We start from the raw sequence: 21,359 nt of genomic DNA on the forward strand, positions 1-21,359 counted from the left end.
TGGAGACGGGGTGAGTGGCAGGGCGGGGTGAAGCTATCGCGCCGGAGGGCCGTCTACACGCGTAGCGCTGCCGAATCGTAAAGGTGGGAGGGGAAGGGCTCCGATGCACCGGGCCACGGCCGGGCGGCCGGGACGCGGTTCCCGTGAGCGCCGGACCGGGCTGGTTCCAGCCGGTCCGGCGCTCAGGGGTTACGGTGCGCTGCCCCGCCTACCGGTTACGGGGTGGTCTTGACGGTGATCTTGCCGTCGATGATTTCCTGCTTCGCCTTGTCGACCGCGCTGATCACGTCGGTCATCTTGGTGAAGGCCGGGTTGGAGTCGGCCAGGCCGACGCCGTCCTTGTCCAGGCCGTAGCGGATCTCACCGGACTGCGGCTTGCCGTCCTGGACCGACTTGATCAGGTTGTACACGGAGTCCGCGACGTCCTTGGTGACCGAGGTCAGGATCTGGTCCTTGTACTCGGTCAGGCCCTTCTGGTTGTACTGGTCGGAGTCGACGCCGATGGCCCACTTGCCGGCCTTGGCGGCGGCCTCGATGGAGCCGGAGCCCGCGAGACCGGCGGCGGAGTAGATGACGTCGGCCTTCTTGTCGAGCTGGCCCTGCGCGGCGGCCTTGCCCAGGTCGGGCTTGGAGAAGCCGTCGAAGTTCGGCGGCTGGGTCAGGTACTGGGAGAGCACCTTGACCTTCGGGTCGGTGTCCGCGACGCCCTGCTCGAAGCCCGCCTCGAACTTCTTGATCAGCGGGGTCTCGACACCGCCGATGAAGCCGACCGTCTTGCTCTTGGAGACCTTGGCGGCGGCGACACCGGCGAGGTAGGAGCCCTGCTCCTCGTTGAACACCATGTTGGCGATGTTCTTGTCGGTCACCGAGGCGTCGTCGATGATGCCGAAGGTCGTCTTCGGGAACTTCGCCGCGACCTTCTTGATCGCGGGCGCGTAGGCGAAGCCGACACCGATCACCGGGTTGTTGCCGGCGCGGGCCAGCTCGGTCAGCCGCTGGATCTTGTCGGCGTCCGCCTCGCCGTCCGAGGGCTCGGCGGCGCTGCCCTTGATCTTCAGGTCCTTCTGGGCCTTCTCCAGGCCCGCGTACGCGGCGTCGTTGAACGACTGGTCGCCACGGCCGCCGACGTCGTACGCGATGGCCGCCTTGGCTCCCGCGGAGTCCCCCGAGGCCGTGTCCGAAGACGATTTGTTGCCACACGCGGTGGCAGCCAGCGCGAGCGCGGCCGTCGTGGCGCTCACGGTGACTATCCTGGTGATCCGGCGCAAGAGAGGCTCCTTCAACCTGACCGAAGCGCCTCTTCCGGCGCTGGTTTCGCGGCGATCGTAACGCGCGTAGATGTCAGTTAAAGACCTGTACGGAAGCCGTTATCGGATCGTCGCGAACGCGAGGTGTCCTGGCCGATTACAAACGGTTGCCATCGATCAACGCGGCGGCGGTGAAAAGTTCCACGCCGACCTCGATCGCCCGCTCGTCCACATCGAAATCGCCACGATGCAGGTCATAGCGCTCCTGGCTGCCGGGCTTGCGCACGCCGAGGCGGGCCATGGCTCCCGGCACCTGTTCCAGGTACCAGGAGAAGTCCTCGCCGCCGAGGCTCTGCTCGGTGTCCTCGATTGCATACGACCCGCGCCGCGCGGTCTGCGCGGAGCGCAGCAGCTCGGTGACGTCCGGGTCGTTGACGACCGGCGGGACGCCCCGGACGTAGTCGATCTGGGTCTTGGCGTGGTGGAGCGCGGCGATCTCGTCGATGGCGGCGTGCACCAGGTCGGGCGCGTCGCGCCAGGCGGGCAGATCGAGGCAGCGGACGGTGCCGGAGAGTTCGGCGTGCTGCGGGATGACGTTGCAGGCGTGGCCCGCCTCGATACGGCCCCAGGTGACCGCCAGCCCGGAGCGGGCGTCGACCCGGCGGGCGAGCAGCGCGGGCACCTCGGTGGCCACCTTGGCGACGGCGGTGACCAGGTCGGTGGTCAGATGCGGGCGCGCGGTGTGGCCGCCGGGCCCGTCCAGGGTGATCTCCAGCCGGTCGCAGGCGGAGGTGATCGGCCCGGGGCGCAGCCCGATGCTGCCGGCGTCGACCCGGGGGTCGCAGTGCACGGCGATGATGGAGCCGACGCCGTCCAGCACCCCGGATTTGATGGCGTCGGCGGCGCCGCCCGGCAGCACTTCCTCGGCGGGCTGGAAGATCAGCCGTACGGGGTTGGGCAGCAGCCCGCGCCGGTCCAGATCGGCCAGCACGAGCCCGGCGCCGAGCACGGCGGTGGTGTGGACGTCGTGTCCGCAGGCGTGCGCCCGGTCGGGCACGGTGGAGCGGTACGGGACGCCGGTCTTGGTGTCCGGGATGGGCAGCGCGTCGATGTCGGCGCGCAGCGCCAGCATGGGCCGGGCGGTCCCCGAGGCCGGATCCGGCTCCCCGGCGTCGGCGCCGGAGGTCCGGCGGACGCCGATGTCGCAGAAGAGCCCGGTCCCGGTGTTGAGGACGCGCGGCTCCAGCCCGGCCCGCTCCAGCCGGCTCTTGATCGCGGCGGTGGTGCGGAACTCCTGATTGCCCAGCTCGGGATGCATGTGCATGTCCCGGCGGAAGGCGATCAGCTCGGCGCGCAGCTCCGGAGGCAGCGCGCCGGGCAGTACGGCGGAGGGCGTCACGGGAGACGCCTCGTCGCTGGAGCGGTCGGTTTCGGACTCACGGGACATCAGCTGGCTCACCTGTTGAAGAGTAGGCCCCTTCAGTGATCAACCACCTATGGATCAACAAAATTTCAGCCAGTCAGGGGAAGAAATCCGGAGCGGGCATGCATGACCCCCAGACACAGCGGGTATACCGCTCCATTTTCCCGGCTCAGAGATCGTCCGGCAGGACACGGAAGTGGGTGAACCTGCCGCCCAGTGGCCTGACGGCCCGGAAGTCACGGATGTCCCGCGTGAACACGGCGTCCGTCCCGTACTCGGCGGCAAGGGCCACGTTCACGGAAATCGACGAGATAGAGCTCCAGGGAGTCGTAGCGAGCACGCACGGCCAGGGCCGCGTCGAGCAGCTCCGGAGTGATCCGGGCCATGACCAACCGCGTCTGGCGCGTGCGCGTCGTCAGCGAGCGGAGGATTCCGTCAGCAGCGGTACGGCCCGCGCGGATGGTGGCGACCTGGTGCACCTCGGTCAGGGCAAGGGGCGCGACGACGAGCAGCGCGCAACCGTCCGCGACCTTCCCGGCCTCCGGATGGTCGGGGTCCGAACGGTTGAACAGGGTGAGTGACCCGGAGGCCCCGGGCCCCTCACGCGGCCCCCACGTCACGCCGGCGACGGCAGTCTCGGGAGGCGGTGGACGTCGCGGGCCGTGCCGGTGACGCCGGAGAGGAAGCCCTGGGCGCGCGGGGACGCCGTTTCCTTCAGCCACTCCGGGGCTATGTCGCAGACCGCGACCCGTACGCCCGTGCCCACCAGGGCGAGCGGCAGGGTGTGGACCACGGTGGAGGGGAAGCTCAGGATCGTGGAGCCGATCGGGCCGCGCCTGGCGATCAGTTCCAGGGGCAGGTCGGGGCGGACGATCTCCAGGCCGGTGGCGGCGTGCAGGCGGTGCAGCTTGTCGGGGTTCTCCCTGCGGTGGGCGAAGTACCGGGTGGCGCCGTGGGTGCGGGCGAGGGTGGTGACCGCCGCCGTGTACTGGTCGGCGTCCACGACGCCGGTCTCGACCAGCGACGTACCGACCATGTCGGCGCTCGCAGAGATCCGCGGCGGGCCGAAGGTGGCGCGGGTCCACGCGAAGCGGTTGGCGCGGACCGTGATGCCGTCCGGTACCTCCTCGACGGGCATCGAGGTGAAGACCTCGACCGTACGGGCCGCCGACGGCGTCAGCCTGCGCCTCGCGACCGCCGTGACGGGCGCGAGGACCAGCTCCCGGGGCGAGCGGCCGCCGCCGCGCCGGTGCCAGCGCACCAGCCGCTCGCCGCGGGCGAGCTGGCCGACGAACTCCATGGTCGCCGTGCCGTCGTCGACGACGGTCAGCTCCTTGCCGCCGACCAGGGTCAGCAGCAGCTGGACGTAGCGGGAGAACGGATCGCCGATGACGATCCGGTCCGCCCCGCGCAGCAGCGGGGCGAGCTGGCGCACCGTCTTCAGCGGCGCGCCGGCGCCGCCGCGCGCCTCCTGCCAGCGCACGGCGAATCCCGCGTCGCGGGCCAGCTCGGCCATCCGGCGGAGCTGGCCGCGCGACATGGGGTCGGTGGGCGACAGGACGACGAGGGTCAGTTCGGCGTGACCCGTCTCGCTCGCGTTCGCCCACTCCAGCACATTGAGCAGCTGGACCGGGCTCTCCACGAAGGCGATCGCAGGAGTGATCACACGGGGGTGCGGGGTGGCGTCCCCGCGGGCACCGGTCAGCATCATGACGTCAGACCGCCACCGGCTCGGCGGACTCGGCGACGACGCCCGCGACGCGGCGGAGCTTCTTCATCGGGCCCAGCTCCGACTCGTACACCTTCTTGACGCCGTCACCGAGGGACGCCTCGATGGTGCGGATGTCGCGGACGAGGCGCGTGAGGCCCTGCGGCTCGACGGAGGCGGCCTGGTCGGAGCCCCACATGGCGCGGTCGAGGGTGATGTGGCGCTCGACGAACGCGGCGCCGAGGGCGACGGCGGCGAGGGTGGTCTGGAGGCCGGTCTCGTGGCCGCTGTAGCCGATCGGGACGTTCGGGTACTCGGCCTGGAGCGTGTTGATCACGCGCAGGTTCAGCTCCTCGGCCTTGGCCGGGTACGTCGAAGTGGCGTGGCAGAGCAGGATGTTGTCGCTGCCCAGGACCTCGACGGCGTGCCGGATCTGCTTCGGCGTGGACATGCCCGTGGAGAGGATGACGGTGCGGCCGGTCGCGCGCAGGGAGCGCAGCAGCTCGTCGTCGGTGAGCGAGGCGGAGGCGACCTTGTGGGCGGGGACGTCGAACTTCTCCAGGAAGGCGACGGCCTCGGTGTCCCACGGGGAGGCGAACCAGTCGATGCCGCGCTTGCGGCAGTGCTCGTCGATGGAGCGGTACTCGTCCTCGCCGAACTCGACGCGGTGACGGTAGTCGATGTACGTCATCCGGCCCCAGGGGGTGTCGCGCTCGATGTCCCACTGGTCGCGCGGGGTGCAGATCTCCGGGGTGCGCTTCTGGAACTTGACCGCGTCGCAGCCGGCCTCGGCGGCGACGTCGATCAGGGCGAGGGCGTTGTCCAGCTCGCCGTTGTGGTTGATGCCGATCTCACCCGTCACGTAGACAGGACGGCCGGGGCCCGCGGTCCGCGTGCCGAGCGTGCGCAGGCGGGAGGTGGCGTTGGTGCTCATGAAGGGTCGGTCCTTACGTGAGGGTGTCGTGAGGGGACTGGTGGGGGGTCTGGTGAGGCGTGCGGTGAGGGGGCTGGAGGGCCGGGCCCAGGAGCCAGCCGGCGATCTCGCGGATCGCCCCTTCCCCACCGGGTGTCGTGGTGACGGCACGCGCTTCGGCGCGTACGGCGTCATGGGCGCTCGCGACGGCCACCGGCCAGCCGACGAGGCCGAAGCACGGGAGATCGTTGACGTCGTTGCCGACGTACAGCACCCGTTCGGGCGCGATCCCGTGCTCGTCGCACCACTGCTTCAGTGCGAGGTCCTTGCGGTCGATGCCGTGGAGTACCGGCACGTCGAGTTTGCGGGCGCGGGCGGCGACGACCGGGTTGCGCTCGGTGGAGAGGATGAGCAGCTTGAGCCCGGAGCGGCGCAGCGCGGCGGTGCCGAGGCCGTCGCCCCGGTGGACGGCGACGATTTCACGGCCGTCCGCGTCGATGAGGACCTTGTCGTCGGTCTGGGTCCCGTCGAAGTCGAGGACGACGGCGTCGATGTCGTCGTAGGCCGGGAGCACCGGCGGTTCGAGCAGCGGCGCCAGGGCCCGCGCGCGGGCCAGGTCGTGCGGGTCGTCGATCTCCAGGACGCGTGAGGCGTCGGTCTCGACGAGCGCGGTGCGGCCGAAGAAGCGGTGCTTGGCGGCGCGGAATCCGCCGGCGCGCATCGCGTAGGCGGCGCCGGTCTCCAGGTACTCCTGGGGCCGGTCCTGGCGGCGCGGGCGGTTGGCCCGGTCGTGGTTGACGCCGTAGCCGCCGAGCAGGAGCGAGGCGTCGCCGACGTGCTCGGGGCTGCCCTCGCCGTCGCGGCGCCACAGGAAGCCGTGGGTGGGGGCGACGGTCAGGGCGGTGTCGGCGCCGTCGTCGGTGACGGCGCGTACGACGCCGTCGATGTCGTCGGCGGCGAGGAAGGGGCTGGTGGCCTGGACCAGCAGGACGACCTCGGCGACCGCGCCGCGCATCGCCTCGTGGGCGTCCATCGCGTGCAGTACGGCGGCCTCGCTGGTCGCGGTGTCGCCCGCGATGGCGGCGGGGCGCAGCACGACCTCGGCGCCGGCGGCGCGGGCGGCCTCGGCGATGGCCGCGTCGTCGGTGGAGACGACGACATCGGTGACGCGGCGGGCCGCGAGGCAGGCGCGGACCGCGCGGACGACCAGCGGGACACCGCCGACGGGAGCGAGGTTCTTGGCGGGGACGCCCTTGGATCCGCCGCGTGCGGGGATCACCGCGAGGACGGTCATCAGTTCTCCTTGATGAGTGGATGCCGGGCGGTCGGTCCCGGCGCGGTCGGTGCCGGGGCGGCAGGCGTCGGGGCGGTCGGTGCCGGGGCCGCCGGTCCGGGGGCGGGTCACAGCTCGCCCATCCGGCGGATGACCGGGGCCACGCGCTGCACGCCGTGCCGGTAGGCGCCGCGCGCCGCGCCGCGTACCGCCTCGCGCACCACGCGCCGCACTCCGCCGGTCTCGGCCCGCGCGGTACGGGACGACGGCAGCGGGGTGCCGTCCGCCGCCAGGTGGTAGCGGGCCAGCAGGCCCGGCAGGTATCCGGGCGCGGTCGTCGCCGTGTAGTACGGGCTGATGTCCGGGAGCGCGCCGGTGTCGACCAGCTTCGTGAGCCGTGCGCGGGCCTCGTCGAAGGCCGAGGCGTACGAGCCGTCCGCGGCGACGCCCTGCCGGTCGGCCCAGACGGGGTCGGCGCCCGGGCGTCCGCCGCCGTCGAGCTGGTCCCAGGAGGCCAGGCAGCCCGAGCCGATGAAGTGGTGGTTGCCGAGCGGCTCGCGGATCCCGAAGTCGGTGAGGACGGCGGTCGGAATGGACCGGTGCAGGGATTCCAGGGCCGCCGTCGAGGAGACGGTCACCAGCAGGTCCGTACGGTCCAGGACCTCGCCCATGTTCCCGTACACCAGGCGGAAGTTGGGCGGCAGGCCGCCGGGGAGCTTCTCCGCGAGGCGCTGGTAGGGGAACTCCTCGACGTGCGTGGTGTGTTCGCCGGGCTTGGAGCGCAGCTTGAGCAGGACCTCGCGGCGCGGGTGCAGCCGGGCGTGCTCGACCAGGCGCCGCAGCAGATACGCGCGGTCGGCGCGGGTGACCGGCACGGACGGCTGGGCGGCGAAGACGAGCGTGTCGCGGCCGGTCTCGGGGACGTAGCGCTCGCCGCCGAGGAAGGGCAGCGCGGCTTCGGTGACCGAGGCGGCGTCGGCGCCCACTCCCTCGTACACGGCGCGGAACCGCTGCGCGTCGTGGCGGGAGTTGGCGAGGACCAGGTCGGCGCCGTGCCGCAGCAGCAGCCCGTCCGAGAGCTTCTCGTAGACGACCCCGACATAGCCGGTGACGACGACGGGCCTGCGGGCGAGGTCCAGCGCGGCGATGCCGTGCAGCAGGGCCTGAACGGCGCCGCCGACCAGGGCCAGCACGACGACGTCGTACGGCTCCTCGCGCAGCTCCCGCAGGAACGCGACCCCGGTCACCTCCCGCGGCGCGTCGTCGGCCGACGTCGCGCCGACCTCGTCCAGCTGCCGGGCGGTGGGCGTGGCCCGTCCGCGCAGCAGGAAGCCGCTCAGCTCGGCGGGGCGGCCACCGGGGGCGATACGGCGCGCGGTGAGCGCGCCCCATTTCCACCGGGTGTCGGAGTCGGCGAGCACGGCGACCCGGACAGCTTGGCTGGTACGTGAGGACACGACACGGACGTTAGAAAGCGATTCCGTTTGTCGGCCCAACTCAACCGCAATAAAGGGTTAACAGCACATCTACGAATGGCGTCGCGGCCCGGAAAGCGGATGAAAAGCGACGCGCCGGGGGCAGGGAGGAGAAGCGCGCGGAAAGGGGAACGGGTGGATTCATCATTCCGCCACTCTTCGTTCACCTGGCCGGTGCCCGGATGTCGGGCCGCGGGACGGGCCGGCGCCTAACGTCGCCGGGGTGGTCAAGCTCTCTGTTGTCGTGCCGTTCTACAACGTGCAGACATATGCCCTCGAAACCCTGAGAAGTCTGCGCGCCAACAGCCGCGAGGACTTCGAATTCCTGCTGGTCGACGATTGTTCGACCGACTCCACCCCGGACATCCTCGACCGGGCCGTGCGCGACCTTCCGGGTGCGGTCCTGCTGAGACACGAGCACAACGGCGGTCTGGCCACCGCGCGCAACACGGGCCTGGACGCGGCGCGCGGCGAGTACGTCACCTTCCTCGACGGCGACGACTGGGCGGCCCCCGGGTACTACGCGCGACTGGTCGCCTCCATCGAGGGGCTGGGCTGCGACTTCGTCCGTACCGATCATGTCCAGTTCACCGCCAGGGCCCGTACGGTCCACCGCGTCCCGGTCGGCAGGCGCGACGAGGTGCTGCGGCCCCGGGACGCGATCCTGCCCGCCGAGCGGTCCACCTCCGTCGACTACGCGTACGCCTGGGCGGGCGTCTACCACCGGCGGCTGGTCGACCGGGGTCTGGTGCACTTCACGGACGGTCTGCGGACCGCCGAGGACCGGCCGTGGATCTGGCGGCTGCACCGCGAGGCGGAGACGTTCGGCGTGGTCGGTCTGCTCGGGGTGTTCTACCGGCGGGGCGTCGCCTCGTCCCTCACCCAGATCGGCGATGTGCGCCAGCTGGACTTCATCCGGGCCTTCGACCAGATCATCGAGGAGACGTCGAAGGACGCGGAAGCGGACCGTCTGCTGCCGAAGGCGGTACGTACGTACTGCGCGATCATCGCCCACCACCTGGCCGCGAGGGACCGGTTCGAGCCGTCCGTCGCACGGCAGTTGCGCGCCATGAGCGCCGCCGCGCTGAAGCGGCTGCCGCAGGATCTCCTGAAGGAAGCGCTGGACTCGATGGACCTGGACCGCTCGGACCAACTGCGACGACTGCGCCGGCGGATGCCGTCCGCCGGAAGGGCGGCGGCCTGATGGGGTCCTCCGAAGCGCCGGACGCGCCGGCCGGGTCCGCGCGCTCCACCACGCAGATCCTCTGCGTCTCCACCCTCTACGGGGCGGCCACCCTCGCCGCCGCGCTCGACGCCGGGCTCCTCGGCCCGGCCGACCGGCGGGTCCTGGTCGTCTGCAACAACACCGGGACACCCGAACTGACCCCGCCCGTCGACGGGATGCCGGGGTTCGAGCGGCTGCGCGGCCGGTTCGACGACCTGGTGTCGTGGAACGAGACGATCGAGCCGTACCACCCGGGTTCCTGGTCGCCCAGGCCCGACGACATCCCGCTCTGGGAGCGCCATCTGCGGCTCGCCTGGCACCTCGGCGACGCCCGGGTCGAGCTGATCGTCGAGTCGATCCAGGTCAACCCGGCGCTGGCGATCGCGCAGATCTTCACCGGCGCGCCGGTCGAGGTGTACGCGGACGGGCTGATGAGCTACGGGCCCACCCGCTCCAAGATCGATCCGCTGGTCGGCGAGCGGGTGCGCCGGGTGCTGCACCTCGATCTCGTACCGGGTCTCGATCCGCTGCTGCTCGCCGAGTTCGGGGTACGGCCCGAGGTGATCCCCACGCGGGCGTTCACCCGGGTCCTGGACCAGCTCTCCGACGCCGCGAGCGGGATCGCGATCGCGGCTCCGTCCGTACCCCCGGCGCTGCTGCTCGGCCAGTACCTCTCCGCGCTGTCCATCCTGACCGAGCACGAGGAGGAGGAGCTGCACCTGCGGATGGTGCGGGGCGCGGTCGCGCTCGGGCACACGCGGGTGGTGTTCAAGCCGCATCCGGCGGCGCCCGCCGTCCGGTGGGCGCGGCTGGAGGAGGAGGCGGAGCGGCTCGGCGCCGAACTGACCGTCCTGGACACGCCGGTGCTCGCCGAGGTGCTCTACCGGCGGCTGAGGCCGGCGCTGGTGATCGGCTGCTTCTCGACGGCGCTGTTCACGGCGTCGGCGTTCTACGGCATCCCGGTGCGCCGCACCGGGACCGAACTGCTGCTGGAGCGGCTGACCCCGTACCAGAACAGCAACCGGGTACCGGTGACGATCGTGGACGCGCTGCTGCCACCGCTGGACAACGCGTCGCTGAAGCAGGCGTCGCCGGACGACGCGTCGCCGGCGGACGGGGAGTCCCACGTGCCGGATCCCCGGATCGGGCAGCTGGTCACGGCGGTGGGCTTCGCGATGCAGCCGCAGCTCAACCCCGGGCTGCGCGCGGCCGCCGAGGGGTATCTCGCCGCGCTGCCGGACGAGCGGGTGCGGCGCTACTTCAAGCGGCGCAGGCTCACCACGCTGGGGCTGCCCGGCGGGATGCCGGGGCAGTTGTCCGGCATCCCGCGCAACGCGACGGCTCGGCGGATGGTGCGGCGGGCGCGCAAGCTGCGCCGGGTGGTGCTGCGGGTCGGTCCGCGCTGACCGGCGCCTGAGAGCCCGTGTGGCTCGAAGGGGGGTGGACCGCGCCGCGGTCCACCCCCTTCCGCCTTCCGCCCTGCCGCGCGACTCCGTCAGCGGACGGGCGAGCCCAGGATCACCCGCAGGTCCGCCGCGTTCGCCTCGGTGATCTTCCACAGCTCCTGCTGCCGGCCGTGCACATCGGCGACGGACGCGGCGTGGTCGGCCAGCAGCCCCACCGCGCGCTCGGTGAGCACCGCGCCGAGGTCCTTCTCGTGGACGGAGACGCCCCACTCCGGGCGTTCGATGTCGGACAGGAAGTACGCCATCTTCGGGTGCGAGATCAGGCTGATGATCGGCGTCCCGCAGCCGAACGGGATCATGCCCGCGTGTCCGCGCATCCCGATGACCAGCTTCGTACGGGCGTAGGTGTCCCTGATCGCGTCGTTGTCGAAGTCGTACATCGGGATCACCGGGAGCGAGATGCCGTGCTCGCGCCGCAGGTCGAAGGCGATCTTCTCGTCGTCCAGCGAGTGCGCGGCGCACTTGACCTCGGCGTGCGCGCCGAGCGCCCGCACCGCCTTCGCCATCTCGGCCAGGAAGTGCGCGTAGTCGTGGCCGAAGCGCAGCCCGGCCCGGTCGTACGCGGCGTTGACCAGGACGGTGTCCGCGCGCTCCGCCGGGTCGGTCCAGCCCTCGACCAGGTGCCGGGTGACGGTGGTGGGGCAGGGCTGGAAGCGGACCTTGTCGTGGAGTCCGGCGGGCAGCAGCGCCCGGACCTTCTCGATCGAGCCATGGTTGCGCAGCCCGAAGAAGGAGGCCCGCTCGACGAGTTGACGCAGGCTGGAGTCGAACCGCTCGCGCCGGTAGGACTGGCCGTCGAAGGCGTTGAAGCCGACGGCGTAGACCATGACGGGCACGTCGATCCGGTTCAGCGTCTCGTCGGGGACGTTCCACTGCCAGGCGCTGTTGCCGTTGGGCGCGGTGTCGGGGATGAACAGTCCGCCCCCGCCGATGACGAGCCCGCGCCGGGCGTTGACGCGCTCCAGCGCGGCGTCGTCGAACAGCCGGTGCGCGTGGACGGAGTGCCAGCGGCGCGGCCCGGTGTCGGGGCCGAAGGTCAGCCGTACGGACTCGGGCAGCAGCTTGTCGCCCGCGTTGCCCTGCTGGGGCATGTAGAAGGCCACATGGGCGAGTTGCTCGTCGGCCGAGCCCTCGCGCTGCCCCGGCACTCCGCCGCCGGTGGCGCCCTGGGTGCGCAGCCGCATCAGCCGGTTGGCGCGGTGGGTGGGGTCGACGGCGAGGCCGTCCGTCGCGTAGTCGTGCGCGGCGGTGTCGTCGCCGTGGATCCAGGCGATCTGCGCGAGCCGGGAGAAGGCGGTGGCGGCGCGGTTGGGGGCGGCGGCGGCCAGCAGCAGCTGGGCCTCGGCCTCGTCGTACCGGGAGACGCTCATCAGCGCGTGCCCGTACACCTCGTGCGGCCACGCCGAGTCGACCGGGATCCGCACCGACCCGAGGAGGTCGACGGCCTCCTGGAACTCGCCCGCGCCGATGTGCGCGAGCGCCACCCGGCGGGCGGTGTCCACGTCGCCGGTGCGCCGGACGTGCGGGGTGCCGTAGTGCACGAGCAGATCGTGGTGGGCGCTCCCGGACCGCGCCAGGTAGGCGGCGTGGAACTCGGCGTCGGACAGCTCGTACTCGCGCCAGCGCTCCTCGGCCTGCCCGTACCCGGCCTCCCCGCCGAGCCACGGCTTGTGCCGCCCGGTGAAGTGCAGGATCGCGGTGTCCTCGGGTACGGGCAGATCACCGGAGAGCCGCCGCTTGACGAAGTTGAAGCGGCTGTCGAGCTGGCGGAAGTCGCCGTCGAGGACGGCGTTGAGGATGCCCTGGTCGTGCTTGTCCAGCTCGTAGTCGCCGGAGCGGCCCGTGGCGTCGATCCGCGCGCAGAACGCGTCGGTCAGATACTCGCGCTGGATGACCAGGAGTCCGCTGTTGAGCTTGTGCTGACCGTAGAAGAACTGCGGTACGGCGGCGAGCCCCTCGCGCAGCCTCAGCAGCTCGCCCAGATCGCCGAGGACCACCATGTCGGTGTCGAGCGTGATCACGGTGTCGTAGTCGCGGATCCGGAACACGTCGAGGATGAAGTACGCCTTGCGCACCAGGTAGTTGTCCTGGTCGCCCTTGGCGTACGTGTCGTAGCGCGCCGCGTCGACGCGGCGCAGCTCGACGCGCGGGTGCAGGGCGCGTATCCGGGCCACCGAGGCGGGCCGCAGACCGTCGTGGAAGACGAGGAAGTCCTCGCACACCTTCGGGTTGGAGAGGGCGAGGCTGCGCAGCAGGGCCAGGAAACCGGGCAGGTAGTTCTCGTCGACGAAGCTGGCGAAGGCGATGCGCCGCTTGCCGGTGAGCGCGTGGGCGGAGGCACCGGCGGACGGCCGGGCGGCGTCGGCTCCGGCATGAACGGGCAGGGTGTCAACGGTCATCGCAGTGAGATCCTCGTGTCGGTCACGCTCTGGGCGCGTTCCATGACCCACGCCTTCTCGCTGGTGTATTCGTGCACGGAGGTGATGGGCATCTTCATCGCCTCCTGGAGGCGGTAGGCGCCGCTCTCGTAGAAGTCGAAGCCGATCAGGTCGAGGGTCGGGCTGACATCCAGGAAGTCCAGCAGCCAGAGCATGTTGAACCCGCTGGTGGGGATGGACGGCCAGACGGACGCGCCGATCTGGCCGATGTTCCGCAGCGGCCAGCGCAGCGACTCGTCCCCCAGGTACTTCTGCGCCCCGGGCACCAGCCGGTTGCGCAGGGAGTACTTCCAGTCGCCCGAGAGCCCGCCGAAGACCAACCGGGTGGTGACGCGCTGGTCCCAGTTGAAGCCGTGCTTGTGGATGGAGGCGTGGATGTCGGTGCGGCGGCCGGTGGCCGGGGCGTCGATGCGGTACGAGTTGAAGCGGACCACCAGGTCGTACGCGTCGATCTCGGGCCCCAGCGAACCGCTCCCCACGCTCTGGGAGTTGGCGATCAGACAGATCGACTTCCCGGCGATCTGGTTGCGGAACTCGCCGAGGGTGAGCCATTCGACGCCGCCGAACGTCGGGTCGGGGACGGGGCCGCGCATCCGGTTCCTGCGCTGCTCGGCGTAGAGGCCGACGAGTTCGCGCAGCTCGGAGGCGTCGCCGGAGCGCGCCGCGATCCGCAGGTCCAGGTAGTGGCCGATGGCCTCCTGGAGGTCCGGCAGCGCGGTGGCGGTGTCCCGGGCCATGGCCAGCAGCGCGCCGACCAGCCGGGGTTCGGCGCCGGCCGTGTCACCGAGGTCGTGCAGCGCCAGGCCCTCGGCCCAGACGTCGGTGGCCGGTCCCCCGGCGTACCGCGCGGCGAGCGGGGTCTCGCGCTCCAGCAGCGCCAGCAGCTGCCGGCCGCGCTCGCGGCCGACGCGCAGTCCGGCGTTCTTCGACGAGACGCCGAACCCGTCGTCGTCGGTGAGCGCGAGGTAGCGGTCGTAGGCGTCGATCGTGCCGGACTCGTCGCCGAGCGCCTCCAGCGTCCTGGCGCGCAGCCGCCAGCCGGCCCGGGAGCCCTTGCGGTGCGTCAGCACGGTGTCGGTGATGAGCAGGGCGAGCTTCAGCTCGTCGTCGTAACCGCAGTCCAGCGCCTTGTTGCCGACCGCGAGCAGCGCGTCGAGCAGCTCGCCGTCCACGGCGGAGCGGGGGCCGGCGGAGCGCCGCAGCAGGGTGGTGGCGGTGCGCGCGGGCGCCGCGGGCCGCTCGGTGACGGCGTGCACGGCGAGCAGCTGCCGCAGCTTCTCGGCCAGCTCGATCCGCCGGCGGCCGAGGCTCCCGACCAGCTTTCCGCTGTGTGCCGCGCAGGCGCGGACGCAGGCGTCGAGCCCGGCGGGATCGATCCGGACCTCCGGCACGCCGGACTGGGGCGATAGGGCCGGGCTGTCCCCGTTGAGCGGCACCGGCCATCGATTGCGGCCCATTGTCATGCTTCTCCAAGCGTCTGCCCCGCGGACGGTAGGCGGGGGGCAAAACGCTAGTAAAGGCAGACGACTTGGAGGTGAACCCGATTCATCGGGCGGGCAAACGCGCCCGCTCAGGCCCCGGAAGCACCGGGAACACCTGGAGCACCTGGAGCACCTGGAGCACCTGGAGCGAGCGTGTGGCCGATTCCGGCGACGACGGCGGCGAGCCCCGCCTCGAAGCCCGCCTCGCGTTCCAGGAACAGCTCCTCCCCGGCCGCCGCCGCCAGGGGATACGCCGCGAGCCGTTCGGCGCGCGCGGCGAGGTCGTACGCCCCAGAGCGCGCCGCCTCGGGATCTGCTGAGAGATCGACCGGGAGATTCGCCGGGGGATCCGCCGGGTCGGGCCCCATCGCCTGCTCCTCGGTGACGTACCCGATGGTGTAGCTGTACGCGGTGAACCAGGCGCGGGCGGCGGCGCGCGTGGTGAACCCGGCGTCGGTGAAGGTGCGCAGGTAGGCGTCCATGGAGGCGCCGTAGGCGGTGTCCGTGAAGTGCGTGCCGCTGTAGACCTTGGCGCCGTCGCGGTAGCGCAGCAGCTCGGCGCGGAGCGCGCGCATGCTGTGCGCGAGCCCGACGCGCCAGTCGGGGTCGGGGGCGGGCGCCGCGGCCGTCACGCGCCGGAGGATCTCGGTCGCCATCTCGTCGAGCAGCGCCTGCTTGTCCTTGAAGTGCCAGTAGAGGGCGGGCGCCTTGACGTCCAGCCGGCCGGCGATGGCGCGCAGGGACAGCCCGTCGAGACCGACCTCGTTCAGTACGTCGAGTGCGGTGCGGGCGACCAGCCCGCGGTCCAGTCGTGTGGTGGTCACCTTGACAACTTAACAGCGATAAGCGCAGGCTCGAAACCATGCAACTTAACGACGTTAAGGAAAATCTCCGGGAGAACTCCGACGTCCTGATCGTGGGCGCGGGCCCGACCGGCCTGGCGCTCGCCTGCGATCTGCTCCGGCGCGGGGTCTCCGTACAGGTGGTGGAGCGGGCGGACGGGCTCTTCCCCGGCTCGCGCGGCAAGGGCGTCCAGCCGCGCACCCAGGAGGTGCTGGACGATCTCGGCGTCATCGGGGAGGTCCACGCGCGCGGCGGCCCGGCGCCGGTCGGCATGATCTGGAAGGACGGCGTACGGCGGGGCGAACACCGGATGTTCGACGAGCAGGAGCCGACGGTGGCCGAGCCGTACACCGGCCCCTGGCTGCTGCCGCAGTGGCGCATGCAGGAAATCCTGTACGCGCGGCTGCGGGAGCTGGGCGGGAGCGTCACCTTCGGTACGGCGCTCAGCGGCCTCGCGCAGGACGCCGACGGCGTGACGGCGGAGCTGACGACGGGCGCGGGCGCGGGCACGGCGGCGGTCGCGGGCACGGACACCGGCGCGGACGAGGGCACGGCGGACGAGGGCACGGCGGCGGGCTCCGGTCCCACGGCGTTCCGCGCGCGGTACGCCGTGGCCGCCGACGGGGGCCGCAGCACGGTGCGCCGGCTGCTCGGCATCGCCATGAAGGGCGAGTCGGTCGACCCGGCGCCGATGCTGGTCGCGGATGTGCGCGTCCCCGCGCTGGACCGGCTGAACTGGCACATCTTCCCGGCCGACGACGGCTCGCTCGCGAGTCTGTGCCCGCTGCCGGGGACCCCGGACTTCCAGCTGGTGGCCCGGCTCAAGGACGGAGCGGAGCCGGACACCACACCCGAGGGCGTGCGGGCGCTCCTCGCTGCCCTCACCCACCTCACGGCGGACGACGTCACCGAGGTGCGCTGGTCCTCGGACTTCCGGCCGCGCGCGGCGCTCGCCGACCGGTTCCGCGACGGCCGGATCTTCCTCGCGGGCGACGCGGCCCACGTCCACTCCCCCGCGGGCGGCCAGGGGCTGAACACGAGCGTCCAGGACGCGTACAACCTGGGCTGGAAGCTCGGCCAGGTACTGCGGCACGGCGCGGCTCCCGCGCTGCTCGACTCGTACGAGGCGGAGCGGCGGCCCGTCGCGGCGGAGATGCTCGGCCTCTCGACCCGCGTCCACCGCGGCGAGGCCCGCCGGGGCGCGGCCACCCGCCAGCTGGGGCTGAACTACCGGCACGGCCCGCTGTCCACGGGCGCGGCCGGCGCCCTGACCGCGGGCGACCGCGCCCCCGAGGGCCCCCTCCCGGACGGCACCACGATCTTCGACGCCCTGCGCGGCCCGCACTTCACCCTGCTGGCGGTGGCCACGGACGCGGACGTCCCGCCGCTGGACGAGGAGTTGGTACGGGTGCGCGAGGCCGGGGCGTACGACCCGTACGGCAAGGGTCTCTTCCTGATCCGGCCGGACGGCTACGTGGGCTGGGCGGGCGAGGACGCGACGGGCCTGCGGGAGTGGCTGCGGTCGGTCGGAGTCCGCTCACCCGACACCACCAACCACGGAAGGTAACAAGACACTTCCGTACGTACACTCTCCGTCACCAGCATCAGAGTCGATGGAGGAGCCGGACATGAAGGCGAACAAGGGCGACCGTCTCGTCACGCACGGCCGGGTGGTCGGCGAACACGACCGGGAAGTGGAGATCGTCGAGGTACTGGGCCCGGAGGGGACGCCGCCGTTCCGGGTACGGACGGCGGAGGGCCACGAGACGATCATGTCACCGGGGCCCGACAGCGTACTGAGGCCGCACCGGGACAAGGAGTAGCCGACAGGGGCCGGGTGCCGCGTGTGCGGCTCCCGGCCCCTGCGTGGTGACGACGTGCCGGTGTGGCGACGTGCTGCCGGCGTGACGGTGTTACGGCGTGACGAAGGTGATCCGGCCCTGCGCCGGCACCGGGGCCGGGTTCCCGGCCGAGGTGGTCTCCTCCAGGTACGTGACGAGCGCGTCGAGGTCGGTGATGTCGCCGCCCTCGCGGGTGGCGATCTCCCCGAAGACGTCGAAGTCGTTCCCGCCGTTGGCGAGGAAGTCGTTGACCGTGACCTTGTACGTGGCCGCCGGGTCGAGGGGCCGGCCCTTCAGCCGGATCGTGTCCACGAGCAGCCGGTCGGCGCCGCTCCTGCTCATGTCGACGGAGTAGCTGAGTTCCTTTGACAGTTGCAGGAAGCGCGGGCTCGCCTCGTTGGCGCCGCCGAGCTGCTGCTTGAGCGCGGTGACGAGCTGCTGCCCGGTGATGGGCAGCACCCACAGGGCGTTCGCGAAGGGCTGGACGCGGTAGGCGTCCGCGTAGGTGACCACGCCCCCGTCCCGGTAAATGATGTCGGCCCGCATGCTGCCCGGATTGGTCAGCGCGAAGTCGGCGCCGTAGCCGCGGCCCGCCGCGGCCTGGGCATCGGTGATGAGGCTGCCGAGCGGGGTCTCGGGGTCGGTGGAACCGCGGCCCGGCAGGTCACCGGCGATATGGCCGACGACCCGGTTGGCCTGCTCCTCCGACCGGCCGCGCCAGGTGCCGATGAGCTTCGACATGGCCGGCTGCTGGGTGGTGGCGACGGGGACGGCGCGGTGCTGGGCCCGTACCGTGCTGCGCAGGATCTCGCCCCGGGCGTTCAGGTCGAAGCGCAGATCGGTGAAGGACCGGCCGAAGGAGTCCGCCTGGGTGACCACGCGGCGCTTGTTGGCCGGGTCCAGGACCGCGCACTCGTACGAGTCGTGCGAGTGGCCGCTGACGACGAGGCCGATGGCGGTCGGGGCCTTCTGGGAGATCTCCTTGATCCGGCCGTTGAGCTTGGCGCCGGGTCCGCCCTCGTCGCAGTCGGCGCCCGCGGTGCCGTTGACGGTCTCGCCCTCGTGGATCAGCAGGACCTGGGCCCTGACGCCCTGCTTGGTCAGCTCCTTCGAGTACTTCTCGATGGCCGGGAGTTCGTCGTGGAACTCCAGCTCCCTGACCATCGACGCGTTGATGACGGTGGGGGCGTTCTTGGTCACCACCCCGATGAAGCCGATCTTCTGTCCGGTGGGGAGGGTCTCGACCTTGTAGGGGCGAAGCAGCGGGGTGTCGCTGCCGCGCGCGGTCACATTGCCGCCGAGATAGGCGAACCCGGCTCCGGCGTACGGCGCGTCCGGGGCACACCCGTCCTGCGCGTGACAGCCGCCCTCGATGACGCGCCGCAGCTCCTGCGGGCCCTCGTCGAACTCGTGGTTGCCGACGGAGGAGGCGACGACACCGAGTTCGTCGAGGGCCGCGACGGTCGGCTCGTCGTGGAAGATCGCCGACAGCAGCGGGGAGCCGCCGATCATGTCACCGCCGGCCACGGTCAGGGTGTTCGTCTGTCCGGCGCGGGCCTCGTCCAGCAGCGTCGCCATCTGCGCCAGGCCGCCCGCCTGAAGGGTCGTACCGCGGTGGGTGATGCGGCCCGCCGCGCCGTCCACGGGTTCGAGGTTGCCGTGCAGGTCGTTGAGGGCCAGGAGTTGGACGGGGACCCGCTCGGGGGCGCGTGCCTGGGTGGGCGCCGTCTGGAATCCCAGGAGGGCCGTGGTGGCGGCGAGGACGCCTGCGGCCAGGGCGCCGCGTGAACGAAGTCGAGGTAAACGGGTATTTGTCACGCACGAGATCCTAGGGAGGACCCTGACCCGAGTGGCCCACGACACACCAGCCGGCAGCCCGTTGGCGCCGGTGTCGACGAGATGGGACAGCGTGCCGGTGTCGGCGAATCGGCGGGAACGCGTTGATGAGCGGTCCGCCCTAGACGCTGCTCACCGACAGCTTGACCGCGAAGCCGAGGAAGAGGGCGCCCGCCGCCGTCGTCATGCCCGCCGAGAGGCGCTTGCGGCGGCGGAAGGCGGCGGCCAGGCGGGTGCCGCCGAAGATCAGCGCGGAGAGGTAGAGGGCGCTGGCGAGGTTGGCCAGGAGGCCCAGCACGACGAAGGACAGCGCCGGGTGCGCGTAGCCGGGGTCCACGAACTGCACGAAGAACGAGATGAAGAAGAGGATCGCCTTCGGGTTGCAGAGGCTTATCACCAGGGCCCGGCGGTACGGCCGTTCGACCGCTTCCCGGGCGGCGGTCGCGCCGGTGCCGGGCCCGGCACCGGCCGCGGTTCCGGCCGTCTGCTCGCGCCCGTCGCGCTCCCGCCACAGCGACCACGCCGCGCGCATCATCCCGATCGCCATCCAGGTCAGATAGCCGGCGCCCGCGTACTTGACGATGCCGAACAGCAGCGCGTTGCCCTGGAGCAGCGAGGCGACGCCCGCGGCCGAGAGGACCATCAGGACCGTGTCGCCGCACCAGACACCGGCGGCGGCGCCGTAACCGGCGCGTATCCCGCGCCGGGCCGCGACCGAGAGCACATAGAGCGAGTTCGGGCCCGGCAGCAGAACGATCAGAGCGAGGCCGATCAGATAGGTCGGCATATCAGTGACACCCAGCATGTGCCGGAGTGTGGCATACGTCCCGGCACGGCCGTGCGGCGCGTCCGACCATCGGACAGCTGATCACATGAACCCGTCAGCGGCTGCCGTGCGGGCTTCGTACCGGGGCGTCATAGCAGCGAACCTTCACGAGGATCAGGAGTTGCCGATATCCGCCCCTCGTCCCGGGAACCGCTTCTCTTTCCCGGGACCGCCCGCCAGAATTCACCTGCCGGCCAGGCAGGGGAGGCCGGACAGCGCACGCCGTGCGACACGGAAGAAGAAGACGGAAGAAAAAGAGGGGGACGAAATGCCCAGGACATCCGCCCTGTGCAGAGGACTCACCGCCACCGCCGTACTGGCGGTGAGTGTCGGCTGCACCGTTCAGCCGGGCGTCGACGGTTCTCCGCCGGACGCCAAGCCCGGCGGCGTCAGCCCCCTGGGGGTGAGCATCGGTCCCGCGCCCGACCCGGCCACCTCCTCCCCGGAGCCGGTGGCCACGCCGTCCTCGCCCGCCGCCGGCCGGACGTACTCGTCCGCGCCCGCCCCGACGCCGCCCCGGACCTCGGCCCCGCCGCCGGCTCCGCGCCCGAGCCCGAGCGCGCCGAAGCCCGCGACGCTGATGGCGGTGGGCGTTCAGAGCGACCAAGTACGGGAACTTCAGGCCAGGTTGCGGCAGATCGGCCACTTCGACCGGTCCCCCACCGGCTACTACGGCAGCGTCACCGCCTCCGCCGTGTCGTCCTTCCAGGGCAAGCGCGGGCTTCCCCGTACCGGTACGACCGACACCGTCACCTGGCAGCGCCTCCTCGGCATGACGGAGCAGCCGACCCGCGACGAGCTGCGCCCGCCGACCGAGAAGCCGGTCGCCAAGCCCGATCCCCGCTGTCTTAAGGGGCGGGTGATGTGCATCAGCAAGAAGAGCAGCACGCTCGCGTGGATGGTGAACGGCGAGGTGAAGTCGGCGATGGACGTGCGCTTCGGCTCGGAGTACACGCCGACCCGGGAGGGCGTCTTCTCGGTGGGGTGGAAGTCCCGGGACCATGTCTCGACGCTGTACGACTCCCCCATGCCGTACGCCATGTTCTTCAGCGGCGGCCAGGCGGTGCACTATTCGTCGGACTTCGCGGCGCGGGGGTACGAGGGCGCCTCGCACGGGTGCGTCAACGTCCGGGACGAGAAGAAGGTCGCCGCGCTCTTCGACGAGGTCAGGACGGGCGACAAAGTAGTCATCTACTGGTGACTGCGGCGGCCATCAATGGAACAGCCCCCACCAGCCGGACCACATCCGCGAAAGCGGTGCCGGTTCAGGAGCGAGTAGAGCGGCGCGGGCGGGACCGGGGGAACGTGTCCCGCCCGCGCCAGATGCGCCGAGCCGAAGGTACGGGGGGAACCTCGGCTCATTG

Annotated in this window: 16 protein-coding genes and 1 pseudogene; 5 read left to right on the forward strand and 12 right to left on the reverse strand. The window is 71.7% G+C overall.

Annotated elements, in window-relative coordinates; all coding sequences use genetic code 11:
* Positions 1-215: 215 nt before the first annotated feature.
* The 7 genes and pseudogenes from OG627_RS11975 to OG627_RS12005 form a co-directional block, all read right to left on the reverse strand.
* Positions 216-1,268 (reverse strand): BMP family lipoprotein, encoded by a 1,053-nt coding sequence (locus OG627_RS11975; protein ID WP_329064237.1) that lies wholly within the window; start codon positions 1,266-1,268, stop codon positions 216-218.
* Between the two features lie 136 nt (positions 1,269-1,404).
* Positions 1,405-2,694 carry an amidohydrolase gene (locus OG627_RS11980; RefSeq protein WP_329072597.1) on the reverse strand — a complete coding sequence of 430 codons (1,290 nt, stop codon included), beginning with the start codon at positions 2,692-2,694 and terminating at the stop codon, positions 1,405-1,407.
* Between the two features lie 145 nt (positions 2,695-2,839).
* A pseudogene (locus tag OG627_RS11985) lies at positions 2,840-3,242 on the reverse strand (PIN domain-containing protein).
* Between the two features lie 44 nt (positions 3,243-3,286).
* Positions 3,287-4,381 carry a hypothetical protein gene (locus OG627_RS11990; protein ID WP_329064241.1) on the reverse strand — a complete coding sequence of 365 codons (1,095 nt, stop codon included), beginning with the start codon at positions 4,379-4,381 and terminating at the stop codon, positions 3,287-3,289.
* A 4-nt stretch (positions 4,382-4,385) separates the two neighbouring features.
* Positions 4,386-5,312 carry an N-acetylneuraminate synthase family protein gene (locus OG627_RS11995; RefSeq protein WP_329064242.1) on the reverse strand — a complete coding sequence of 309 codons (927 nt, stop codon included), beginning with the start codon at positions 5,310-5,312 and terminating at the stop codon, positions 4,386-4,388.
* Positions 5,313-5,325: 13 nt separating this feature from the next.
* Positions 5,326-6,585 carry an acylneuraminate cytidylyltransferase gene (locus OG627_RS12000; RefSeq protein WP_329064244.1) on the reverse strand — a complete coding sequence of 420 codons (1,260 nt, stop codon included), beginning with the start codon at positions 6,583-6,585 and terminating at the stop codon, positions 5,326-5,328.
* Positions 6,586-6,692: 107 nt separating this feature from the next.
* Entirely contained in the window at positions 6,693-8,021 is a 1,329-nt protein-coding gene (locus OG627_RS12005) for a DUF6716 putative glycosyltransferase (protein ID WP_329064246.1), read from the reverse strand.
* Positions 8,022-8,262: 241 nt separating this feature from the next.
* Between OG627_RS12005 and OG627_RS12010 the strand changes: the two genes are divergently transcribed.
* Together OG627_RS12010 and OG627_RS12015 are read left to right on the forward strand one after the other, a co-directional pair.
* On the forward strand, positions 8,263-9,243 hold the full coding sequence (locus OG627_RS12010) for a glycosyltransferase family 2 protein (RefSeq protein ID WP_329064248.1): 981 nt from the start codon (positions 8,263-8,265) through the stop codon (positions 9,241-9,243).
* Complete coding sequence (locus OG627_RS12015; protein ID WP_329064250.1) at positions 9,243-10,670, forward strand: polysialyltransferase family glycosyltransferase; 1,428 nt, start codon at positions 9,243-9,245, stop codon at positions 10,668-10,670. The genes OG627_RS12010 and OG627_RS12015 overlap by 1 nt, the downstream gene beginning before the upstream one ends.
* A gap of 89 nt (positions 10,671-10,759) precedes the next feature.
* On the opposite strand, the gene OG627_RS12020 is transcribed toward OG627_RS12015, so the two are convergent.
* From OG627_RS12020 to OG627_RS12030, 3 genes are all read right to left on the reverse strand, one after another.
* Positions 10,760-13,129 carry a glycosyltransferase gene (locus OG627_RS12020; protein ID WP_329064253.1) on the reverse strand — a complete coding sequence of 790 codons (2,370 nt, stop codon included), beginning with the start codon at positions 13,127-13,129 and terminating at the stop codon, positions 10,760-10,762.
* Entirely contained in the window at positions 13,126-14,625 is a 1,500-nt protein-coding gene (locus tag OG627_RS12025) for a hypothetical protein (protein ID WP_329064255.1), read from the reverse strand. The genes OG627_RS12020 and OG627_RS12025 overlap by 4 nt, the downstream gene beginning before the upstream one ends.
* A gap of 113 nt (positions 14,626-14,738) precedes the next feature.
* The gene (locus OG627_RS12030) at positions 14,739-15,473 is read right to left on the reverse strand and encodes a TetR/AcrR family transcriptional regulator C-terminal domain-containing protein (protein WP_329064256.1); all 735 of its coding nucleotides are present in this window, start codon (positions 15,471-15,473) and stop codon (positions 14,739-14,741) included.
* A gap of 38 nt (positions 15,474-15,511) precedes the next feature.
* Here OG627_RS12030 and OG627_RS12035 point away from each other — a divergent pair, with 38 nt between their 5' ends.
* Both OG627_RS12035 and OG627_RS12040 read left to right on the forward strand, forming a co-directional pair.
* On the forward strand, positions 15,512-17,059 hold the full coding sequence (locus tag OG627_RS12035) for an FAD-dependent monooxygenase (protein ID WP_329064258.1): 1,548 nt from the start codon (positions 15,512-15,514) through the stop codon (positions 17,057-17,059).
* A 61-nt stretch (positions 17,060-17,120) separates the two neighbouring features.
* Entirely contained in the window at positions 17,121-17,315 is a 195-nt protein-coding gene (locus OG627_RS12040; protein ID WP_329064260.1) for a DUF1918 domain-containing protein, read from the forward strand.
* Between the two features lie 90 nt (positions 17,316-17,405).
* Here the strand turns inward: OG627_RS12040 and OG627_RS12045 are convergent, their stop codons facing one another.
* Positions 17,406-19,151: a bifunctional metallophosphatase/5'-nucleotidase gene (locus OG627_RS12045; RefSeq protein WP_329064262.1), complete on the reverse strand. Its 1,746-nt coding sequence runs from the start codon at positions 19,149-19,151 to the stop codon at positions 17,406-17,408.
* 139 nt (positions 19,152-19,290) lie between these two features.
* Positions 19,291-19,974 carry a leucine efflux protein LeuE gene (leuE, locus tag OG627_RS12050; RefSeq protein WP_329064264.1) on the reverse strand — a complete coding sequence of 228 codons (684 nt, stop codon included), beginning with the start codon at positions 19,972-19,974 and terminating at the stop codon, positions 19,291-19,293.
* A 289-nt stretch (positions 19,975-20,263) separates the two neighbouring features.
* Here leuE and OG627_RS12055 point away from each other — a divergent pair, with 289 nt between their 5' ends.
* Complete coding sequence (locus OG627_RS12055; RefSeq protein WP_329064266.1) at positions 20,264-21,196, forward strand: L,D-transpeptidase family protein; 933 nt, start codon at positions 20,264-20,266, stop codon at positions 21,194-21,196.
* The last annotated feature ends 163 nt before the right edge of the window (positions 21,197-21,359 follow it).

Origin of the sequence: Streptomyces sp. NBC_01429, from assembly GCF_036231945.1 — a bacterium.
In the GTDB taxonomy this organism is placed as follows: domain Bacteria; phylum Actinomycetota; class Actinomycetes; order Streptomycetales; family Streptomycetaceae; genus Streptomyces.

Excerpts from the sequence above, each read along its gene's own strand:
- OG627_RS12055 (WP_329064266.1), top strand. The coding sequence starts at position 20,264 with ATGCCCAGGACATCCGCCCTGTGCAGAGGACTCACCGCCACCGCCGTA.
- OG627_RS12000 (WP_329064244.1), bottom strand. The coding sequence starts at position 6,585 with ATGACCGTCCTCGCGGTGATCCCCGCACGCGGCGGATCCAAGGGCGTC.
- leuE (WP_329064264.1), bottom strand. The coding sequence starts at position 19,974 with ATGCTGGGTGTCACTGATATGCCGACCTATCTGATCGGCCTCGCTCTG.
- OG627_RS11995 (WP_329064242.1), bottom strand. The coding sequence starts at position 5,312 with ATGAGCACCAACGCCACCTCCCGCCTGCGCACGCTCGGCACGCGGACC.
- OG627_RS11990 (WP_329064241.1), bottom strand. The coding sequence starts at position 4,381 with ATGATGCTGACCGGTGCCCGCGGGGACGCCACCCCGCACCCCCGTGTG.
- OG627_RS12035 (WP_329064258.1), top strand. The coding sequence starts at position 15,512 with ATGCAACTTAACGACGTTAAGGAAAATCTCCGGGAGAACTCCGACGTC.
- OG627_RS12040 (WP_329064260.1), top strand. The coding sequence starts at position 17,121 with ATGAAGGCGAACAAGGGCGACCGTCTCGTCACGCACGGCCGGGTGGTC.
- OG627_RS12025 (WP_329064255.1), bottom strand. The coding sequence starts at position 14,625 with ATGGGCCGCAATCGATGGCCGGTGCCGCTCAACGGGGACAGCCCGGCC.
- OG627_RS11980 (WP_329072597.1), bottom strand. The coding sequence starts at position 2,694 with ATGTCCCGTGAGTCCGAAACCGACCGCTCCAGCGACGAGGCGTCTCCC.
- OG627_RS12020 (WP_329064253.1), bottom strand. The coding sequence starts at position 13,129 with ATGACCGTTGACACCCTGCCCGTTCATGCCGGAGCCGACGCCGCCCGG.
- OG627_RS12015 (WP_329064250.1), top strand. The coding sequence starts at position 9,243 with ATGGGGTCCTCCGAAGCGCCGGACGCGCCGGCCGGGTCCGCGCGCTCC.